This is a genomic window from Nocardia sp. NPDC050406, from assembly GCF_044459025.1.
GTDB lineage: Bacteria > Actinomycetota > Actinomycetes > Mycobacteriales > Mycobacteriaceae > Nocardia.
The window spans coordinates 2,158,381-2,175,733 of sequence record NZ_JBITIM010000001.1 but is presented as its reverse complement, the minus strand read 5'-3'; the positions used below and the strand labels follow the sequence as shown (position 1 = coordinate 2,175,733).

16 protein-coding genes are annotated in these 17,353 nt (G+C 67.4%); 9 read left to right on the top strand and 7 right to left on the bottom strand.

The window, feature by feature from the left end; translation table 11 throughout:
* Positions 1-35: 35 nt before the first annotated feature.
* Positions 36-1,547: an Asp-tRNA(Asn)/Glu-tRNA(Gln) amidotransferase subunit GatB gene (gatB, locus tag ACIBH2_RS10345; protein WP_397115533.1), complete on the top strand. Its 1,512-nt coding sequence runs from the start codon at positions 36-38 to the stop codon at positions 1,545-1,547.
* A 37-nt stretch (positions 1,548-1,584) separates the two neighbouring features.
* Positions 1,585-2,412, top strand: a complete 828-nt coding sequence (locus ACIBH2_RS10340; protein WP_397115531.1) for a MerR family transcriptional regulator — start codon at positions 1,585-1,587, stop codon at positions 2,410-2,412.
* A 66-nt stretch (positions 2,413-2,478) separates the two neighbouring features.
* Here the strand turns inward: ACIBH2_RS10340 and ACIBH2_RS10335 are convergent, their stop codons facing one another.
* Positions 2,479-3,624: a PQQ-dependent sugar dehydrogenase gene (locus tag ACIBH2_RS10335; RefSeq protein WP_397116957.1), complete on the bottom strand. Its 1,146-nt coding sequence runs from the start codon at positions 3,622-3,624 to the stop codon at positions 2,479-2,481.
* Between the two features lie 163 nt (positions 3,625-3,787).
* Between ACIBH2_RS10335 and ACIBH2_RS10330 the strand changes: the two genes are divergently transcribed.
* The gene (locus ACIBH2_RS10330; RefSeq protein WP_397115529.1) at positions 3,788-4,822 is read left to right on the top strand and encodes a DoxX family protein; all 1,035 of its coding nucleotides are present in this window, start codon (positions 3,788-3,790) and stop codon (positions 4,820-4,822) included.
* 71 nt (positions 4,823-4,893) lie between these two features.
* Here the strand turns inward: ACIBH2_RS10330 and ACIBH2_RS10325 are convergent, their stop codons facing one another.
* From ACIBH2_RS10325 to ACIBH2_RS10315, 3 genes are all read right to left on the bottom strand, one after another.
* Positions 4,894-5,193 (bottom strand): hypothetical protein, encoded by a 300-nt coding sequence (locus tag ACIBH2_RS10325; protein WP_397115527.1) that lies wholly within the window; start codon positions 5,191-5,193, stop codon positions 4,894-4,896.
* Between the two features lie 16 nt (positions 5,194-5,209).
* Positions 5,210-7,051: a dihydroxy-acid dehydratase gene (gene ilvD, locus ACIBH2_RS10320; protein WP_397115525.1), complete on the bottom strand. Its 1,842-nt coding sequence runs from the start codon at positions 7,049-7,051 to the stop codon at positions 5,210-5,212.
* Positions 7,052-7,257: 206 nt separating this feature from the next.
* Positions 7,258-8,166, bottom strand: coding sequence for a PH domain-containing protein (locus ACIBH2_RS10315; protein ID WP_397115523.1), 909 nt, complete (start codon positions 8,164-8,166; stop codon positions 7,258-7,260).
* Between the two features lie 312 nt (positions 8,167-8,478).
* Between ACIBH2_RS10315 and ACIBH2_RS10310 the strand changes: the two genes are divergently transcribed.
* The 3 genes from ACIBH2_RS10310 (at position 8,479) to ilvC (ending at position 12,096) form a co-directional block, all read left to right on the top strand.
* A complete protein-coding gene (locus ACIBH2_RS10310; protein ID WP_397115521.1) occupies positions 8,479-10,401 on the top strand; it encodes an acetolactate synthase large subunit in 1,923 nt (640 codons plus the stop codon).
* Complete coding sequence (gene ilvN, locus ACIBH2_RS10305; protein WP_397115519.1) at positions 10,398-10,901, top strand: acetolactate synthase small subunit; 504 nt, start codon at positions 10,398-10,400, stop codon at positions 10,899-10,901. The genes ACIBH2_RS10310 and ilvN overlap by 4 nt, the downstream gene beginning before the upstream one ends.
* Before the next feature lie 193 nt (positions 10,902-11,094).
* The gene (gene ilvC, locus ACIBH2_RS10300) at positions 11,095-12,096 is read left to right on the top strand and encodes a ketol-acid reductoisomerase (RefSeq protein WP_364995633.1); all 1,002 of its coding nucleotides are present in this window, start codon (positions 11,095-11,097) and stop codon (positions 12,094-12,096) included.
* Positions 12,097-12,154: 58 nt separating this feature from the next.
* On the opposite strand, the gene ACIBH2_RS10295 is transcribed toward ilvC, so the two are convergent.
* Together ACIBH2_RS10295 and ACIBH2_RS10290 are read right to left on the bottom strand one after the other, a co-directional pair.
* Positions 12,155-12,487 (bottom strand): hypothetical protein, encoded by a 333-nt coding sequence (locus tag ACIBH2_RS10295; RefSeq protein WP_397115517.1) that lies wholly within the window; start codon positions 12,485-12,487, stop codon positions 12,155-12,157.
* Positions 12,488-12,568: 81 nt separating this feature from the next.
* Positions 12,569-13,228, bottom strand: coding sequence for a hypothetical protein (locus ACIBH2_RS10290; RefSeq protein WP_397115515.1), 660 nt, complete (start codon positions 13,226-13,228; stop codon positions 12,569-12,571).
* Between the two features lie 92 nt (positions 13,229-13,320).
* On the opposite strand from ACIBH2_RS10290, the gene ACIBH2_RS10285 reads away from it, so the two are divergent.
* Positions 13,321-14,052: a TetR/AcrR family transcriptional regulator gene (locus ACIBH2_RS10285; protein WP_397115513.1), complete on the top strand. Its 732-nt coding sequence runs from the start codon at positions 13,321-13,323 to the stop codon at positions 14,050-14,052.
* Here the strand turns inward: ACIBH2_RS10285 and ACIBH2_RS10280 are convergent.
* A complete protein-coding gene (locus ACIBH2_RS10280; RefSeq protein ID WP_397115511.1) occupies positions 14,046-14,816 on the bottom strand; it encodes an SDR family NAD(P)-dependent oxidoreductase in 771 nt (256 codons plus the stop codon). The genes ACIBH2_RS10285 and ACIBH2_RS10280 overlap by 7 nt on opposite strands.
* 122 nt (positions 14,817-14,938) lie before the next feature.
* Here ACIBH2_RS10280 and ACIBH2_RS10275 point away from each other — a divergent pair, with 122 nt between their 5' ends.
* Together ACIBH2_RS10275 and ACIBH2_RS10270 are read left to right on the top strand one after the other, a co-directional pair.
* Positions 14,939-15,541: a TetR/AcrR family transcriptional regulator gene (locus tag ACIBH2_RS10275; protein ID WP_397115509.1), complete on the top strand. Its 603-nt coding sequence runs from the start codon at positions 14,939-14,941 to the stop codon at positions 15,539-15,541.
* Between the two features lie 265 nt (positions 15,542-15,806).
* On the top strand, positions 15,807-17,345 hold the full coding sequence (locus tag ACIBH2_RS10270) for an ATP-binding protein (protein WP_397115507.1): 1,539 nt from the start codon (positions 15,807-15,809) through the stop codon (positions 17,343-17,345).
* The last annotated feature ends 8 nt before the right edge of the window (positions 17,346-17,353 follow it).

Sequence of the window (17,353 nt, the reverse complement as noted above, 5' to 3'; positions counted from 1 at the left end):
GCAGCCGTCTCGGCGGCTCTCATAGACTGTTGGCCATGAGCGCACCCACCGTGGACTTGATGGACTACGCCGACGTCATCGACCGGTACGAGCCGGTGCTCGGCATGGAGGTGCACGTCGAGCTCGGCACCGCCACCAAGATGTTCTGCGGCTGCCCGACCGAATTCGGCGCCGAGCCGAATACGCAGGTCTGCCCGGTGTGCCTCGGACTGCCGGGCGCGCTGCCGGTGGTGAACGAGAAGGCCGTCGAGTCGGCCATTCGGATCGGGCTGGCGCTGAACTGCTCCATCACGCCGTGGGGACGGTTCGCGCGCAAGAACTACTTCTACCCCGATCAGCCCAAGAACTACCAGATCAGCCAGTACGACGAGCCCATCGCGACCGACGGGTACCTGGATGTGGTGCTCGACGACGGGTCGGTGTTCCGGGTCGATATCGAGCGCGCGCACATGGAGGAGGACACCGGCAAGTCCTCGCACGTAGGCGGCGCGACCGGGCGCATCCACGGGGCCTCGCACTCGCTGCTCGACTACAACCGCGCGGGCGTGCCGCTCATCGAGATCGTCACCAAGCCGATCACCGGGGCGGGAGAGCGGGCTCCCGAGGTGGCGCGCGCGTATGTGACCGCGCTGCGCGAGGTGCTCAAGTCCCTCGATGTCTCCGATGTGAAGATGGAGCAGGGCTCGCTGCGCTGCGACGCCAACGTCTCGCTGATGCCCAAGGGCGCGAAGGTATTCGGCACCCGCACCGAGACCAAGAACGTGAACTCGCTGCGCAGCGTCGAGGTCGCGGTGCGCTACGAGATGCGCCGCCAGGCCGCCGTGCTCGCGGGCGGCGGTGAGATCGTCCAGGAGACCCGGCACTTCCATGAGACCGACGGCTCCACCTCGCCCGGCCGCGTCAAGGAGACCGCCGAGGACTACCGCTACTTCCCCGAGCCCGACCTCGAGCCCATCGCGCCCGACGCGGCATGGGTGGAGGAGCTGCGCGGCACCATTCCGGAGTACCCGTGGCTGCGCCGCGCCCGCATCCAGGCCGACTGGGGTCTGTCCGACGAGGTCTTCCGCGACCTGGTCAACGCCGACGCGCTCGACCTGATCATCGCCACCGTCGACGCCGGTTCGTCCGTGGACGCCGCGCGCTCCTGGTGGGTCGCCTACCTCACCGAGAAGGCCAAGGACCGCGGCGTCGCCCTCGAGGACCTGCCCATCACCCCCAAGCAGGTCGCCGAGGTGGCCGGGTTGGTCGAGGCCAAGACCATCAACAACAAGGTCGCCAAGCAGGTCGTCGACTTCGTCCTCGACGGCGAGGGCGAGCCCGCCCAGATCGTCGAGTCCAAGGGCCTCGGCATGGTCAGCGACGACTCCGCCCTCCAGGCCGAGGTCGACAAGGCCCTCGCCGCCAATCCGGATATCGCCGACAAGATCCGCTCCGGCAAGGTCCAGGCGGCGGGCAAGGTTGTCGGCGACGTCATGAAGGCCACCCGCGGCCAAGCCGACGCGGCGCGCGTGCGCGAACTGGTGCTCGCCGCCTGCGGCGTCGCTTGACCCTCACACCGTGTGAGGTCATAGACCTGGAGAAGTCATGTTCACCATCGGAGACTTCGCCAGGTTCGGTCGGGTGTCGGTGCGAATGCTGCGGCACTACGACGAGATCGGGCTGCTACCGCCCGCCACGGTCGATGCGTCGACCGGCTATCGGTTCTATACCGCCGATCAGCTGGCCCGGCTCAACCGTATCGCCGCACTGAAGGATCTGGGCTTCACGCTGCACCAGGTGGCCCAGATCGTCGACGACCGGTTGAGCGCCGAGCGGCTGCGCGGCATGCTGCAGCTGCGCAAAGCGCAACTGGCCCAACAGGTCGCGGCCGATACCGCGCGCCTGGCCGCGGTCGAGGCGAGGCTCCGGCGTATCGAGAAGGAGGGCGATATGCCCGCTCAGGACGTCGTCATCACCACCGTGCCCGCCACCCTGGTCGCCGAATTGGTCGGTGTCGCAGCCGGTTACGGCGACCATGCGATCGGCCCGGTCATCCAACCGCTGTACAAACGGCTCGATGCCCTCGTACCCGCATCCGGTCTGACCATCGTCGGGCCGTCCATCGCGTACTACGAGGACACCGAGGAAGGGGTTGTCGTCCACGCCGCCGAGCAGGTGGCGGGGACCCCCGTGACTGGTACGCCGCTGACGCTGGTGCGATTGCCGGAAGTGCCGCGCGCGGCCACCACCGTGCACCGCGGCCGTCTCGCCGATATCGATCCGGCTTTCGACGCCCTCGCCCGCTGGATCGACGAGAACGGTTACACCGCACTCGATCCGGTGCGTGAGGTCTACCTGCACTGCCCGCCGGATATCGATTCCTCGGAATGGGTGGTGGAACTTCAGGTTCCGATCAGCACGCCGCAGGGCTGACCGACGCGACCCGGGTCGAAAACGCAACGCGCCGCGCGGAATTCGGTTCGTGCGGCGCGTTGTCGGCTAGTCCGGTCCGTTGCCCGGACCGCCCGAGGGCGGTGGGATGCGGACGACTCGGTCGTCGTATTGGTTGGGTTGGCCGCCGGTCTTGTTGACGGTGCCGACCCAGATGGTGCCGTCGCCACCCATGGCGGCGCTGTCGAGTTGGCCGTACTTGTCCTGGGAGAAGAGGGTGGGGGCCGCCGTGATGGCGTGGGTGCCCTTGTCGGCTTCGGCTATGGCCAGGGCCTTCTGGTTGGTGAGGGCGATGGCGACGCCGTCGGAGGCGGCGACGCAGCCCGCGACACCGGGATGGTCGGGCCAGCTCCACGCCTTGGTGGCCACGCCGTCGGGGCCGACGCGCTGCAGGCGGTCCTCGGTGGGGGTGCGGTCGGTGAGCCAGATGTTCTCGTTGTGGTCGGAGCACACGCCACCGGCGACGCCGATGCCGGAGAGCAGGATCTCCGGGCTCGCGCCGGGGGCGGGGGAGTTCACGCTCAACAGTTTTCCGGCCAGGGAACCGTTGTCGGCCGCTGCCGCCGGATCGCCCGCGTCGCCGGTGAGGACCACCATCCGGTCGGGGGTGTGGAAGTCGATGGAGCCGCGATTGCCATTGGGGCCCTTGGGGATTCCGGTGAGGATCGGTTTGGCCTCGCCACCGCCCTCGGTGGAGATGCGCACCACCCGGTTGTCGGAGGGCGTGGTGATGTAGGCGTACATCAGGCCGTCCTCGTAGAAGCTCGGGCCCAGCGTGATCGCGGTGAGTCCGCCGTCGCCGGTCGGATCCACGTCGACCTTCGCGACCTCGATGGGGGCGGGCGGCGCGCCCTCCTCGGTGGCCTCGACCTTCAGGATGCGGCCCGTGGTGCGTTCGGCGACCAGCGCGCTCACCCCGTCGGACAGGGTGATCAGGCCGCCGGTGGTGTCCAGACACGACACCACCACCGCCGGATCCGGGTCCACGCACGGCAGATCCGGGCGGGAACCGGAGGTGGGCGGATTCTTCGGCGTGGGCGTGTCCACATCCGCGTCCTGCCAGTCCGGCTCGGTGGTGAAGGGACTCGAGGCGGATTCGTCGAAGCGCGCGCACCCACCCAATAGCAGGACGCCGACCGCGAGACCCACCGCGACCTTCCCAGCCGCACCCCTGCCTCGGCCTCCGGCAACCAAACTCATGCTCCAGACGTTACGGAAAACCCGCCGCCTCCGCTCGAACGGGGTGGGGACAGCGGTGCTTTTCCGCCTCGGGACTTCGGTGAGAAGTGTGAAACATCAACCGGACACGCCGCGAACTGCCGCGCGTCGCGGGCATCGGGCGCTTACCCTGACCGGCGTGACCGACAAGCCGAACGATCCGTCCACCGCGGCGGGGTCGCCCGAACCCGCACCCGCGTCGAGGTCGGCGGGTGCACCGGTGCGCAGCCCCTTCGACAATCCGACCGAGCAGATCGACACCTCGAAACTCGGCAAGGAGATTCCGCGCACCGACGAGGATCTGGGACTCGATCCCGAGGTGCCGACGCGCGCGCAGATGCAGGGTGGAGCCGATACGGCGGAGACAGCGGCGCTCGGCGCTGGTGGCGCGGCCGGATTGGGCGGCGCTGGTAGCGCGGCCGGATTGGGCGCGGCGGGCGGCGCGGCCGGAATGGGCGCGGCGGGCGGCGCGGCCGGAATGGGCACTGCCGGATCGGATACCGCCACACTCGACGCCGAGCCCGGCACGGGTGGACCGGACGACCCGACGTCGCCGTCCTACGCCTTCGCGAGCATTCCGCCCGCCCCGCCCATGCCGGGTGGCGAGAAGACCGGTCGGTTGCGCCGCCGTGACGACCGCCGCGGCACCCTCGACATCGGATTGTTGTTGCTGCGCTTGGTCGTCGGCGGCACCTTCATCTACCACGGCCTGCAGAAGGTGACCGGCTGGTTCCACGGCCCCGGCCTCGAAGGCACCCGCGACATGCTCGAGAAGAGCGGCTGGGACCAAGCCGATATCGGCGCGGCCATGCTCATCGTCAGCGAACTCGGCGGCGGCATTCTCATTGTCGTCGGCCTCGCCACTCCGCTCGCCGCGGGCGCGGTGCTGGCCACCATCCTCGACGCCTGGATGTGGAAGCAGGGCATGGTCCCCGGCTTCCAGTACAAGTCCGGCGAGAGCGCCGTGGAACTGGAGTCCATCCTCGCCGGTGCCGCCGCCGCCATCATCCTGGCCGGACCGGGCCGCCTGTCCCTCGACCGCAACCGAGGCTGGGCCACCCGCCCCTTCCTCGGCTCCGTCGCCGCGCTGGTCGCGGCCGTCGCCGCCGCCATCGCCACCTGGCTGTGGCTGCACGGCGGCAACCCGCTGACGGGCGTCGGACCCTTCGACTGAGCCCGAACCGCTTGGGAGACAACGCACAGCGGCCCCCGGAACCATGGGTTCCGGGGGCCGCGTCGTTCGTATCACCACTCGGCGGCGGTGAACTTCTCCCACTCGTCGAAATTCTCCTGGTGCAACCGCAGCACCAGTTGGGATTTCGCGTCCACCTGCTCCTCGAGCGCCGCGCGCTCGGCGCGGATCCGATCGGCCTCGCCGGGCGGGGCGGAGTACTCCGCCCCGAACATCTCCCGGGTCTCGGCGGCCAAAGCCTCGGCCTCCGCGAGCAATTCCCGCGCCTGCGTATTGCGGGCATCGCAGCGGTCGAGCATGGCCGTGTACTCGGCCAGCATGGTATCGACCTTGCCGGTGTATTCGATTGTCATACTTCCCCCTAGAGACTTACGGCACTCGCCGAACTGCGCCCTTGTCGGCCGAGGTGGCCAGCGCCGCGTAGGCGCGCAGGGCGGTGGTGACCGGGCGATCGCGGTCGACGGGCTGCCACGGCCGTTCGGACGCTTCCATTTTCGCGCGCCGCTCGGCCAGTACGGCGTCGGGAACGAGAACTTCCAGCGCACGGGTGTGCACGTCGATACGAATCCGGTCGCCGTTCTGAATGAGGCCGATAGTTCCGCCGGAGGCGGCCTCGGGCGAAATATGTCCGATGGACAGACCCGAGGTGCCGCCGGAGAACCGGCCGTCGGTGATGAGCGCGCACACCTTGCCCAGCCCCATGCCCTTCAGGAACGAGGTGGGGTGCAGCATTTCCTGCATACCGGGACCGCCCGCGGGCCCCTCGTAGCGCACCACGACCACATCGCCCGGCTGAATCTTCTTGCCGAGAATCAGCGAGACCGCCTCTTCCTGGGATTCGACCACCACGGCCGGACCCTCGAAGGTGAACAGATCCTCGTCGATACCCGCGGTCTTGAGAATCGCGCCGTCGGGAGCGATATTGCCGCGCAGCACGCACAGCCCGCCCTCCACGGTGTAGGCGTGCGCGATATCGCGAATGCAGCCGCCCTCGGCATCGGTGTCCAGCGAGGACCAGCGGTTGTCGGTGGAGAACGGCACGGTGGTGCGCACCCCGCCCGGCGCGGCGTGGAACAGCTCTACGGCCTCCTCGGAAGCCTTGCCGGAGCGGATATCCCAGGTGTCGAGCCACTCGTCGAACGAGGCGGTGTGCACGGTGGTCACCTCGGTCTCGAGTAGTCCGCCGCGGCGCAGCTCACCCAGAATGGCCGGAATGCCACCGGCGCGGTGCACATCCTCCATGTGGTAGTCGGAGTTCGGCGACACCTTGGACAGGCACGGCACCCGACGCGAGATCTCGTCGATGGTCTGCAAGTCGAAGTCGATCTCACCCTCCTGCGCGGCGGCGAGGGTGTGCAGCACGGTGTTGGTGGAACCGCCCATGGCCACGTCCAGGGCCATGGCATTGCGGAACGCCTTCGCGTTGGCCACATTTCGCGGCAGCACCGAGGCGTCGTCGTCGCGGTACCAGCGGTTGGCGATATCCACGATGGTGCGCCCGGCCCGCTCGAACAGCGCGCGGCGGGCGGCATGGGTGGCGAGGGTGGAGCCGTTGCCCGGCAGCGCCAGGCCCAGCGCCTCGGTGAGGCAGTTCATGGAGTTGGCGGTGAACATGCCCGAACAGGAGCCGCAGGTCGGGCAGGCGGAGCGCTCCACCTCGTCGAGGCCCTCGTCGCTGACGGCGCTCGAGGCGCTCGCCGAGATGGCGGTGATGAGGTCGGTCGGGGCCTGCGCCACGCCGTCGACGACCACGGCCTTACCGGCCTCCATCGGCCCGCCGGAGACGAACACGGCCGGAATGTTCAGCCGCATAGCGGCATTCAGCATGCCCGGGGTGATCTTGTCGCAATTGGAGATGCACACCAGCGCGTCGGCGGTGTGGGCATTGGCCATGTACTCCACCGAATCGGCGATGATCTCGCGCGAGGGCAGCGAGTACAGCATGCCGCCGTGTCCCATGGCGATGCCGTCGTCCACGGCGATGGTGTGGAATTCGCGCGGCACGCCGCCCGCGGCCCGCACCGCGTCCGCCACGATCTCGCCGACGTCCTTCAGGTGCACGTGGCCGGGTACGAACTGGGTGTAGGAGTTCGCGATGGCGACGATGGGCTTACCGAAGTCGGAGTCGGTGAGGCCGGTGGCACGCCAGAGGGCGCGCGCGCCCGCGGCATTGCGTCCGGCGGTGGTGGTGCGTGAGCGAAGCGGTGGCATTGACAGTTCCTCGAGGTCTCGTCGCAGGGCTGGAGCGACTGCGCCGAACGGGTTCGGCGGCCAGTCCACGTTACTCCGCCGTTATCAACCGCCTACGCCCACCGCGCAATTCCGCACCCTTTGTACGACTTCTCATACGACTTCGCCCCCTCTCCACACGGGGAGAGGGGGCGAGTGCGTCGATCGAATGCGGCGTCCGGGCGGTGCTAGCGGTCGCCCTTGCTCTCGGCTCGAGCCGGTGTGTCCGTCGTGGTCGCCGCGTCGGTGGCCGCCGCTCCCGAGTTGGTCTCGGTGGCTTCGCCGTTCGCGGTGTCGGTGGCTTCGCCGTTCGTCGTCTCGGTGTCGTCGTCGGTGGCCGCCTCGGCCGCCGCGTCCGCGTCCTCGGGCTCGATGAACGGATCCGGGATACGTCCGCCGGACGCCTCCACCAGATCGGCCAAGCGGTCGTACCCGACGGCGGGCATGGCGACCTTGGAGCCGTCGGTCAGGTCCAGTCGCAGGAATCCGCGCTTGGGGATCTCCAGCCCCTTCACCTGCGCCCAGTCCACGTGCCGCTGTCCGAAGACGGTCCGCAGATCCAGGCCCGCGTCCGACACCTTGGTCCGGGTGCGCTCCACCCACACCGACAGCGCGAGCGGAATCACGAACAGCACCCACAGCACCTGCGGCCAGCCGGAGAACGGGAAGATCGCGCCCAGGAACACCACGAACACCGCGAGGTGCGCGAGCCGCGACACCGCGATCACGCGCACGCCCGGATCCGCCACGTGCCCGCGCGTCGCGCGAATGAATTGCCGGATACGTCCGAAATCGAGTCCGGGGAGAGCGATCTCACTCCCGTCGGTCAGCGTCGCGTGCACCCGGCCGAATCCCGGGATGCGGACGCCGGAGATCCGCGACCACGGCACCTGGCGGGTGCGCAGCAGCCCGCGTAGCTCCAGTCCCTCGGCTCTGACCACCGTCTTCAGCCTGGTCGCCCACAGCGGCCAGGTGATCGCGAGCGGTAGGACGAAGATGGCCGAGAGCCACAGCCAGTCACTGCGGAACTGGACAACCGGGAAGGCACCCGTGTCCGATCCCTCGGCGGGCGTATGGGACGATCGACCTGGTGGCACGGACTGATGCGGTGATGACACACCCCCATCCTCGCATTGTGGTGATTGAACCCGAACAACCGCTCTGTCTCACATAATGGGACACCATTGGTCAGAAGTTTGACTGAACGACTTGCGCGCACATACCGTCGAGCGCGTGAATCGAATCGAGCGACTCGTAATCGGTCGGCGCGTCCAGCGCTGAGGCCGACGATGTAGCTCTTTACGTCAGCTCGCAGCTGCGACGCGCCACCCTCGAACAGCCACTGGCTGTCGGGGGCTTTTTTGTGTTCAGGCAAGTGTGGGAACGACAAGCAGTAAGGAACCAAGACGGTGAGCGCACCTACCGCCCGGCCCGGGCCCTCCGCCCGCAGGCCCGCGCCCTCGCAGCCGCCCGCGGCCGCGACCACACCGAACCGCCGACAGGTCCCGCCCGAGCGGGTCACCGGCGCGCAGTCGGTCGTCCGATCGCTCGAAGAGCTCGGAGCCGACACGGTATTCGGTATTCCGGGCGGTGCGATCCTTCCCGTCTACGATCCGCTCTTCGACTCCACCAAGGTCCGCCACGTCCTCGTCCGCCACGAGCAGGGCGCGGGGCACGCCGCGACCGGCTACGCCCAGGCAACCGGCAAGGTGGGTGTGTGTATGGCCACATCCGGCCCGGGCGCGACCAATCTGGTCACCCCGATCGCGGATGCCCAGATGGACTCCGTGCCGCTGGTCGCCATCACCGGTCAGGTGGGCCGCTCGCTGATCGGCACCGACGCCTTCCAGGAAGCCGATATCTCCGGCATCACCATGCCGATCACCAAGCACAACTTCCTGATCACCGATGGCCTCGACATTCCGCGCATCATCGCGGAGGCGTTCCACCTGGCCTCGTCCGGTCGCCCGGGCGCGGTGCTGGTGGACATCCCGAAGGATGTGCTCCAGGCCCAGACCACCTTCAGCTGGCCGCCGGAGATGCGCCTGCCCGGCTACCGCCCGGTTACCAAGCCGCACGGTAAGCAGGTGCGCGAGGCCGCCCGCATGATCATGGACGCCAAGTCGCCCGTGCTCTACGTCGGCGGCGGCGTCATCAAGGCCGACGCCTCGGCCGAACTGCTGGAACTGGCCGAGCTGACCGGCATTCCGGTCGTCACCACCCTGATGGCGCGCGGCGCGTTCCCGGACTCGCACACCCTCAACATGGGTATGCCCGGAATGCACGGCACCGTCGGCGCGGTCGCGGCCCTGCAGCGCTCGGATCTGCTCATCACCCTGGGCGCGCGCTTCGACGACCGCGTCACCGGCCAGCTGGACTCCTTCGCGCCCAACGCCAAGGTCATCCACGCCGATATCGACCCGGCCGAGATCGGCAAGAACCGGCACGCCGACGTCCCGATCGTGGGCGATTGCCGCGAGGTCATCACCGAGCTCATCGAGACCCTCAAGGCCGACCCGGCCGCGGGAGACGCTCCGCTGCTGGCGCTTTCGGAGTGGTGGACCTACCTCGACGGCGTGCGCAAGCAGTACCCGCTGGGCTGGAAGACCCCCAGCGACGGTTCGCTGTCGCCGGAGTACGTCATCGAGAAGCTGGGCCAGATGGCCGGACCCGACGCCATCTACTGCGCCGGTGTCGGCCAGCACCAGATGTGGGCCGCGCAGTTCATCAAGTACGAGAAGCCGCGCACCTGGCTGAACTCCGGTGGCCTCGGCACCATGGGCTACGCCGTGCCCGCCGCCATGGGCGCGAAGATGGGCGCGCCGGACCGCGAGGTCTGGGCCATCGACGGTGACGGCTGCTTCCAGATGACCAATCAGGAGCTGGCCACCTGTGCCGTCGAGGGCGTGCCGATCAAGGTCGCGCTGATCAACAACGGCAATCTGGGCATGGTGCGGCAGTGGCAGACCCTGTTCTACGAACAGCGCTACTCCAATACCGATCTGGGCACCCACACGCTGCGCATCCCCGACTTCGTGAAACTCGCGGAAGCCTTGGGCTGCCACGGAATTCGCGTGGAGAAGGAAGAGGATGTGGAGGCCGCCATCCGCGAGGCGCAGTCCATCAACGACCGCCCCGTGGTGATCGACTTCATCGTCGGCAAGGACGCGCAGGTGTGGCCGATGGTCGCCGCCGGTACGTCCAATGACGAGATCATGGCCGCGCGCGGCATCCGTCCGCTCTTCGACGAGGACGAGTCCGCCGCCGAACCGGCCATCATCCACGAGGCGATGTCGCACGAGCGCGCTGCCCAGAAGGGGACCGAGGAATGAGCACCACCCACACCCTCTCCGTGCTGGTGGAGGACAAGCCGGGCGTGCTCGCGCGCGTCGCCAGCCTGTTCTCCCGCCGCGGCTTCAATATCGAGTCGCTCGCGGTCGGCGGGACCGAGATCCCCGAGATCTCGCGTATGACAATCGTTGTGACCGTTGAGGATCTGCCGCTCGAGCAGGTCACCAAGCAGCTCAACAAGCTGGTGAACGTCATCAAGATCGTGGAGCAGGATTCGGACTCCTCCGTCGCCCGCGAACTGATCCTGGTGAAGGTGCGCGCCGACGCCAGCGTGCGCACGCAGGTGATCGAATCGGTGAACCTGTTCCGCGCCAAGGTGATCGACGTCTCGCCCGACGCGCTGACCGTCGAGGCCACGGGCACCCGCTCCAAGCTCGACGCGCTGCTGCGCATGCTGGAGCCGTACGGCATCCGCGAGATCGTGCAGTCGGGTGTGGTGGCCGTGGGACGCGGACCCAAGTCCATTACCGCGACGCGATAGGTTCATCGAGAAATCCCCGCCACAAGCGGGGACGAGCCGTCGACCACGGCGACGCGACGAGGCGGTCGGCGTCGCTCCCCGCGCGGGCGGGGATCCAACCACATAGCAATGAAAAACCACCGCGCGGCGAACGCGCACAACTTATCCCCGAGCGGGGACAGTTCATCAGAAGGGAACCACTGTGGCAGTCGAGATGTTCTACGACGACGACGCTGACCTGTCGATCATCCAGGGCCGCAAGGTCGCGGTCATCGGCTACGGCAGCCAGGGCCACGCCCACTCGCTGAGCCTGCGCGACTCCGGCGTCGACGTGCGCGTCGGCCTCGCCGAGGGCTCCAAGTCCCGCCCGAAGGCCGAAGAGGCCGGTCTGACCGTCGGCACCCCCGCCGAGGTCTCCGCCTGGGCCGACGTGATCATGGTCCTCGCGCCCGACACCGCGCAGGCCTCCATCTTCACCAACGACATCGAGCCCAACCTCAAGGACGGCGACGCGCTGTTCTTCGGCCACGGCCTGAACATCCACTTCGGTCTGATCAAGGCTCCGGCCAACGTCACCGTCGCCATGGTCGCCCCGAAGGGCCCCGGCCACCTGGTGCGCCGTCAGTTCGTCGACGGCAAGGGCGTTCCTGCCCTGATCGCCGTGGACCAGGACCCGAAGGGCGAGGGCCAGGCGCTGGCGCTGTCCTACGCCGCCGCCATCGGTGGCGCGCGCGCCGGTGTCATCAAGACCACCTTCAAGGAAGAGACCGAGACCGACCTCTTCGGTGAGCAGGCCGTGCTCTGCGGCGGCACCGAGGAACTGGTCAAGACCGGTTTCGAGGTCATGGTCGAGGCGGGCTACGCCCCCGAGATGGCCTACTTCGAGGTGCTGCACGAGCTGAAGCTGATCGTCGACCTCATGTACGAGGGCGGCATCGCGCGCATGAACTACTCGGTCTCCGACACCGCCGAGTTCGGTGGCTACCTGTCGGGCCCGCGCGTCATCGACGCCGGTACCAAGGAGCGCATGAAGGCCATCCTGGCCGATATCCAGGACGGCACCTTCGTCAAGCGTCTGGTCGCCAACGTCGAGGGCGGCAACAAGGAGCTCGAGGGTCTGCGCAAGGCCAACGCCGAGCACCCGATCGAGGTCACCGGCGCCAAGCTGCGCGGCCTGATGAGCTGGGTTGATCGCCCGATCACCGAGACCGCGTAAGGTTTTCGCTAGAAAAGGCCCGGCATCCCTTGGGTGCCGGGCCTTTTCGTGTGTGTGACTAGCTGCTGCCGAAGGATCCGCGGGGCAGGATATTGCGGAACTGATTGTTGGGGCCGCGATCGTCGTCGCAGTCGTCGTCCCAGCGGTTGGGGTTGTGGAACCGGTCGTGGTCGTGGAAGCGGTCGTGATCGTGGAACCGATCGTGGTTGTGCGGGTTGTTCCAGGGATTGTTGTCGAAGTGCGGTCGGGTGACCTCGGTGAGCTCGGGTTCGACGGTGATCTCCGCCGAGGCCGGAGCGGCCAGCGCGGCAAGGGGAATCGCGGCGATCGCACCGGCGACCGCTAGTCGGGCCAGTCTGCGTCGGGGAGAACGGTTTTCGGTCGACTTCATGGTTTGCTACTGTGCCCCAATCGCGGATGAAAGCCCATGGTGCTGGCACGAATTCGGAAAACTTCAGGGTTTGGGTCGTTCTCAGGTATGACTCGTCCTGGTCGCGGCGTGGGGGAGTGGTGCGGGCGCGCGGGTCAGGGCCACGCCGATGGCGAGCAGCCACAGCATGGTGAGCCCGCCCACCGTGGCGGTGGTGCCCCAGCCGTTGGCGGCGTAGAAGTTCGCCGGGGTGTTCCCGAAGAACAGCGACGGTACGAAGACGATATTGATCGCGGCCATGACGAAGGCGGATTTGGCGGTCCACTCCGGCAGTAGGCGCGTGCGCAGTACGGCGACGCCGAAGGCGGTGAAGAAGACCGTCTCGAGCAGCCGTGAGGTGGAGCCGTAGAGGATGTAGGTGCCTGACACGCTGATGGTCGGGTCGATGGGCTCGGTGGCCTGGATGGCCGCGCCGACCTCGAAGGCCGTGGAGACGAAAGCGACTGTCACCCACATCAACCCGGCCGTCGCGGCGAGTCCGCCCACCCAGTCGTAGGCGGCGTCGGCGCGGCGCACCAGGTAGGCGAAGCCGTTCATGAACACCACGAAGGCGGTCAGGCCGAGCAGGCCGAACAGGCTGCGGGTGAAGATGTTCCAGTCGGGCGGGGGTCCGCCGTAGAGGAAGTAGAGCGGTAGTTCGATCAGGGTGACGACGGCCCCGAACAGGGCGGCGAGCGCGGTGGTGCGGCGCAGGGAATCCATGACGTCTCCAGCATTAGTATATGACTTAAACTATAAGAGGCATACTAAGCTGGAAATCGGAATCTGGCGAGACCTGAACCGAAGGAGAGCGCATGGCCGAGGTGCCCGATGATCTGGCGCGCCTGTGGCGGCTGCCGATGGGGGCCAAGCTCGGCCGACCGGCCGCACTGGATGTGAACCGAGTGGTCGATGTCGCGGTAGAACTGGCCGACCGAGACGGTCTGGCGGGGGCGACGCTGCCGAAAATCGCGGCGGCACTGGAGGTTACGCCGATGTCGCTCTACCGGCACATCGGTTCCAAGGACGAGCTCATGGTCCTGATGGGTGACGCGGCATTCGGTCCGCCGCCGGAAACGCTTGCGGCGGTGGCGGATTGGCGATCGGCCCTACGCGGCTGGGCCGAAGCGCAAGTGGCGGTGTACCGCCGCCACCCCTGGATCACCGAACTTCCGATCAGCGGTCCGCCGCGGGGCCCGCACGCCATGGCCTGGATGGACGCGGGCCTGCGGGCACTGCGCGGCACCGCCCTGGACTGGCCCGCCAAGATCGGCGTGATCACGGTGGTCGGCGGCTACGTGCGGCAGGCCTTCATCACCGCCCGTCAACTCGAACAGGCAAGGAGCGCAGTCGATCTCGACGAAGCGGGCGCCCTGCGCGCCTACAGCGGCGCCCTCGTCGACCTCGTTGATCCGCAGCGCTTTCCCGATGCCGCCGCGCTCTTCGCCTCGGGTGTCTTCACCGCACCCGAGATCGCCGCCGACCCCGACGAGGACTTCGCCTTCGGACTGGAGCTGGTCCTCGACGGGGTGGCCGCGGCTCAGTAGTGCGTGCCGCCGTCGATACGGATCTCGGTGCCGGTGATGAACGCGCCGTCGTCGGAGGCCAGCATGGCGACCACACCGGCGACGGTATCGGGGGAGGCGAAGCCCTGGCCGATGCCCGGCATGAGCTTCATGAACAGGCCGATATCGGCGTCCTCGGGCAGGCCCGGGCCCTTGCCGTCGGTCATATCGCTGGAGATCGAGCCCGGCGCTACGGCGACCACGCGCAGGCCCTGCTTGCTGTACTCGGCGGCGAGCGCGTGGGTCATGGACATGATCCCACCCTTCGACGCGGCGTAGGCGGCCATGTAGGGATGCGCGAAGAACGCCGAGGTGGAGGTGAAGTTCACGATCACACCCTTGTCGGAGGCCAGCAGCGTCGGCAGCGCCTCCCGGATCATGAGGAAGGTGCCGGTGAGATTGACGGTGATGATCCGGTTGAAGTCCTCGAGCGGCATCTCGTGGGTGTGCGCCGACCGCAGAATGCCCGCGGCGTTGATCAGCGCGTCGAGTCCGCCCAGCGTCTCCACCGCCTCGGCGACGCCCGCCCGAACCGACTGCTCATCGCCGATATCGAGCCGTACCGTGGTGAGCCGCTCGGCATTTCCCTTCGCCGCGGCCTGCTTGGCGGTCTCCGCGAGCCCGTTCTCGTTGATATCGGCGGCCACGACGCGCCCGCCCTCGCTCAGAATCCGATGCACGGTGGCCCGGCCGATGCCGGAGCCCGCGCCGGTGATCAAAACGCGGCGATCGGTGAAACGCTCCATTGCGATGTTCTCCTCTGATTCTCGGCCCCCTGCCCTATGACACGCTACGCCGACATGGCACAGCGTGCCACCGTGGCATCCGGAGACTAGGATCGGACATATCCGCCCTGAAAGGAGGTGTTGTGACCACCCCTCGTACGACTCTGGCCGAGCGTCGCAAGACCGAGACCCGCCTCGAGATCGCCCGCACGGCCGCCCGCCTCTTCGCCGACCGCGGCACCGCCGACGTCACCGCCGAGGAGATCGCCGCCGCCGCGGGCATCGGCCTGCGCACCTTCTACCGCTACTCCCGCACCAAGGAAGACGCGGTGGAACCCATGCTCGCCACCGGCGCACAACGCTGGCTCGAGATCATCGCCGCGGGCCCCCGCCGACTACCCAGGGTCAACGAACTGCAAGCCGCCGCCGTCCGCTCCATGTCCGTCGACGACACCGAAGACCTGGAACTGACCCGAGGCCTACTACGCGCCATGGAATCCGACGCCGCCCTACGAGCAGTATGGCACCGCATCAACATGGAAGCCGAACGCGAATTATCGCGTGTCCTAGCCGAATTGGCCGGACCAGGCGCAGACCCACTACGGGTGCGCCTACTCGCCGCAGCAGCAGCCGGGGCGATCCGCATCGGACTGGAGGAGTGGGCACTAGACACCTCGGCGGCCGGAACCAGCAGCCCCGCCGCCACTGCGGTGCGGTGTATGAGAGCTCTCGCCACCGGTATCTGACCTGGCCGGGCCGGGCGTCGGACGTTCTGTTTGTGAGCCCGGCCCGACGGTCGTCCGCTTCATTGCCGAACCGCTGCGCGCCAACGCCTACGTCCCTGGACCCGAGCTTCCGGCGGCCGGGATCGAAGGCATCGGACGACTCGCCGAGTGCGGTCGAATTGGCACAATTCGACATGTAACAACCCCCGATGCGGATCGTATGCTTCACCGAGGCCCTGTACAGCGAGGGACCTGTGTCGGCGCGTGCGTAGTATCGGGGTGGTTTATGGCGGATGGCTGGAAGTTCGACGTTCCGACAACGGGTAGTAAGCATCTGCCGCCAGACCCGCGCTACATGGAGGCCCTGACCAGTCAAGGCTATGGGTTCGAAGCCGCGATCGCCGACCTGGTGGACAACTCGATCGATGCTGGTGCCAAAGATGTAGTGATCCACTTCCTTCGGGACGGAGACCGGCTGATCAGCCTGCTAGTCATCGATGACGGTTGCGGTATGACCGAGGGCGAGCTGGATGTGGCCATGACTGTCGGCGGTCGTCGTCAGTATCGCGACGGCGCACTGGGCATGTTCGGTACCGGCCTCAAGTCCGCGTCGCTCAGCCACGCGGCGGCAGTCACGGTGGTGAGCCGGACCAGGACCAGCCGCCCAGTGGGCCGTCGGTGGGTGATGGAGCGTGCGAAGGCGGGTTTCCAGTGCGACATCGTGGAACCGGCCTATGCGCAGTCGTTGACCGATCGCTACAACGGCAATCCAATTCTGTGGCAGGGCACCGTCATTCGATGGGACGGTGTGAAAGACTTCCCGCGCAACGGCGGCTCTGAGCAGACCGAGCGGTACCTTTCGAGGGTAATCAACTCACTCAGCATGCACCTCGGGTTGCAGTTGCATCGGTACCTGGCTCGCGAGGATTTCAATATCACCATTGCCGTAGAGGACATCGCCACCGGCACAGTCGTCATGGATTTCGGTGTCCTGCCGATGGACCCGTTCGGATATCCGGTGAGTGGCGCCGCAGAGTATCCTCGAACCTTCAAGCTGGAACTTCCATCCGTGGGTATCGCGCGATTGAACGCCCACATCTGGCCGCCGAAATCCTCGCTGCCACAATTCCGTGCGATCGGTTCGTTGCAGAACACTCAGGGCTTCTACCTCTATCGCAACGATCGGCTCGTACAGGCTGGCGGATGGAACAACTACCGTCAGGCCGAGCAGCATTTAGCCCTGGCGCGGGTCGCAGTCGAGCTACCGCCGCAAGCGAGTGATGTCTTCCGTCTCACGGTCAAGAAGGATGGCGTCGAGGTCTCGCCAGAGTTCATCGCGGCCGTCGACCACGCGGTCGATGACGAGGGCGTGACCTTCGCGCAGTACATGACGGTTGCTGATAGGACGTACCGCGAGGCGCGTAAGCGTGCGGGCGTCGAGCGCAAGCCGGTAATTCCGCCCGGAAAAGGGATCGAACCAGCTGTGCGAGAGGCGATCTCGGAGGAGTTGCCCTACCTTATCGGGGAGGAGCCGATCACGGTTCAGTGGCGGAACCTGGAAGGCGAGATCTTCTTCGACATCGATCGCGAGGGCCGGGCGATTCTCCTGAATCAGCGCTACCGCTCGGCGATCCTTGGCGGCCGTCGTGGCGGACTCAACGACGCGCCGATGATCAAGTCGCTGCTCTATCTCATGCTGCACGAGGTCTTCCAGCGAGAACGCGCGGGGAGCCGGGAACGCGACACGTTGGCGCTGTGGCAGTCGGTACTCGTTGCCGCGGCCCGAGCGGAACAGAATCGACTCGACGAGAGAGACCCGGAGTAGGCGATCGA

Excerpts from the sequence above, each read along its gene's own strand:
- gatB (WP_397115533.1), top strand. The coding sequence starts at position 36 with ATGAGCGCACCCACCGTGGACTTGATGGACTACGCCGACGTCATCGAC.
- ACIBH2_RS10340 (WP_397115531.1), top strand. The coding sequence starts at position 1,585 with ATGTTCACCATCGGAGACTTCGCCAGGTTCGGTCGGGTGTCGGTGCGA.
- ACIBH2_RS10325 (WP_397115527.1), bottom strand. The coding sequence starts at position 5,193 with ATGACAATCGAATACACCGGCAAGGTCGATACCATGCTGGCCGAGTAC.
- ilvD (WP_397115525.1), bottom strand. The coding sequence starts at position 7,051 with ATGCCACCGCTTCGCTCACGCACCACCACCGCCGGACGCAATGCCGCG.
- ilvN (WP_397115519.1), top strand. The coding sequence starts at position 10,398 with ATGAGCACCACCCACACCCTCTCCGTGCTGGTGGAGGACAAGCCGGGC.
- ilvC (WP_364995633.1), top strand. The coding sequence starts at position 11,095 with ATGTTCTACGACGACGACGCTGACCTGTCGATCATCCAGGGCCGCAAG.
- ACIBH2_RS10295 (WP_397115517.1), bottom strand. The coding sequence starts at position 12,487 with ATGAAGTCGACCGAAAACCGTTCTCCCCGACGCAGACTGGCCCGACTA.
- ACIBH2_RS10290 (WP_397115515.1), bottom strand. The coding sequence starts at position 13,228 with ATGGATTCCCTGCGCCGCACCACCGCGCTCGCCGCCCTGTTCGGGGCC.
- ACIBH2_RS10285 (WP_397115513.1), top strand. The coding sequence starts at position 13,321 with ATGGCCGAGGTGCCCGATGATCTGGCGCGCCTGTGGCGGCTGCCGATG.
- ACIBH2_RS10280 (WP_397115511.1), bottom strand. The coding sequence starts at position 14,816 with ATGGAGCGTTTCACCGATCGCCGCGTTTTGATCACCGGCGCGGGCTCC.
- ACIBH2_RS10270 (WP_397115507.1), top strand. The coding sequence starts at position 15,807 with ATGGCGGATGGCTGGAAGTTCGACGTTCCGACAACGGGTAGTAAGCAT.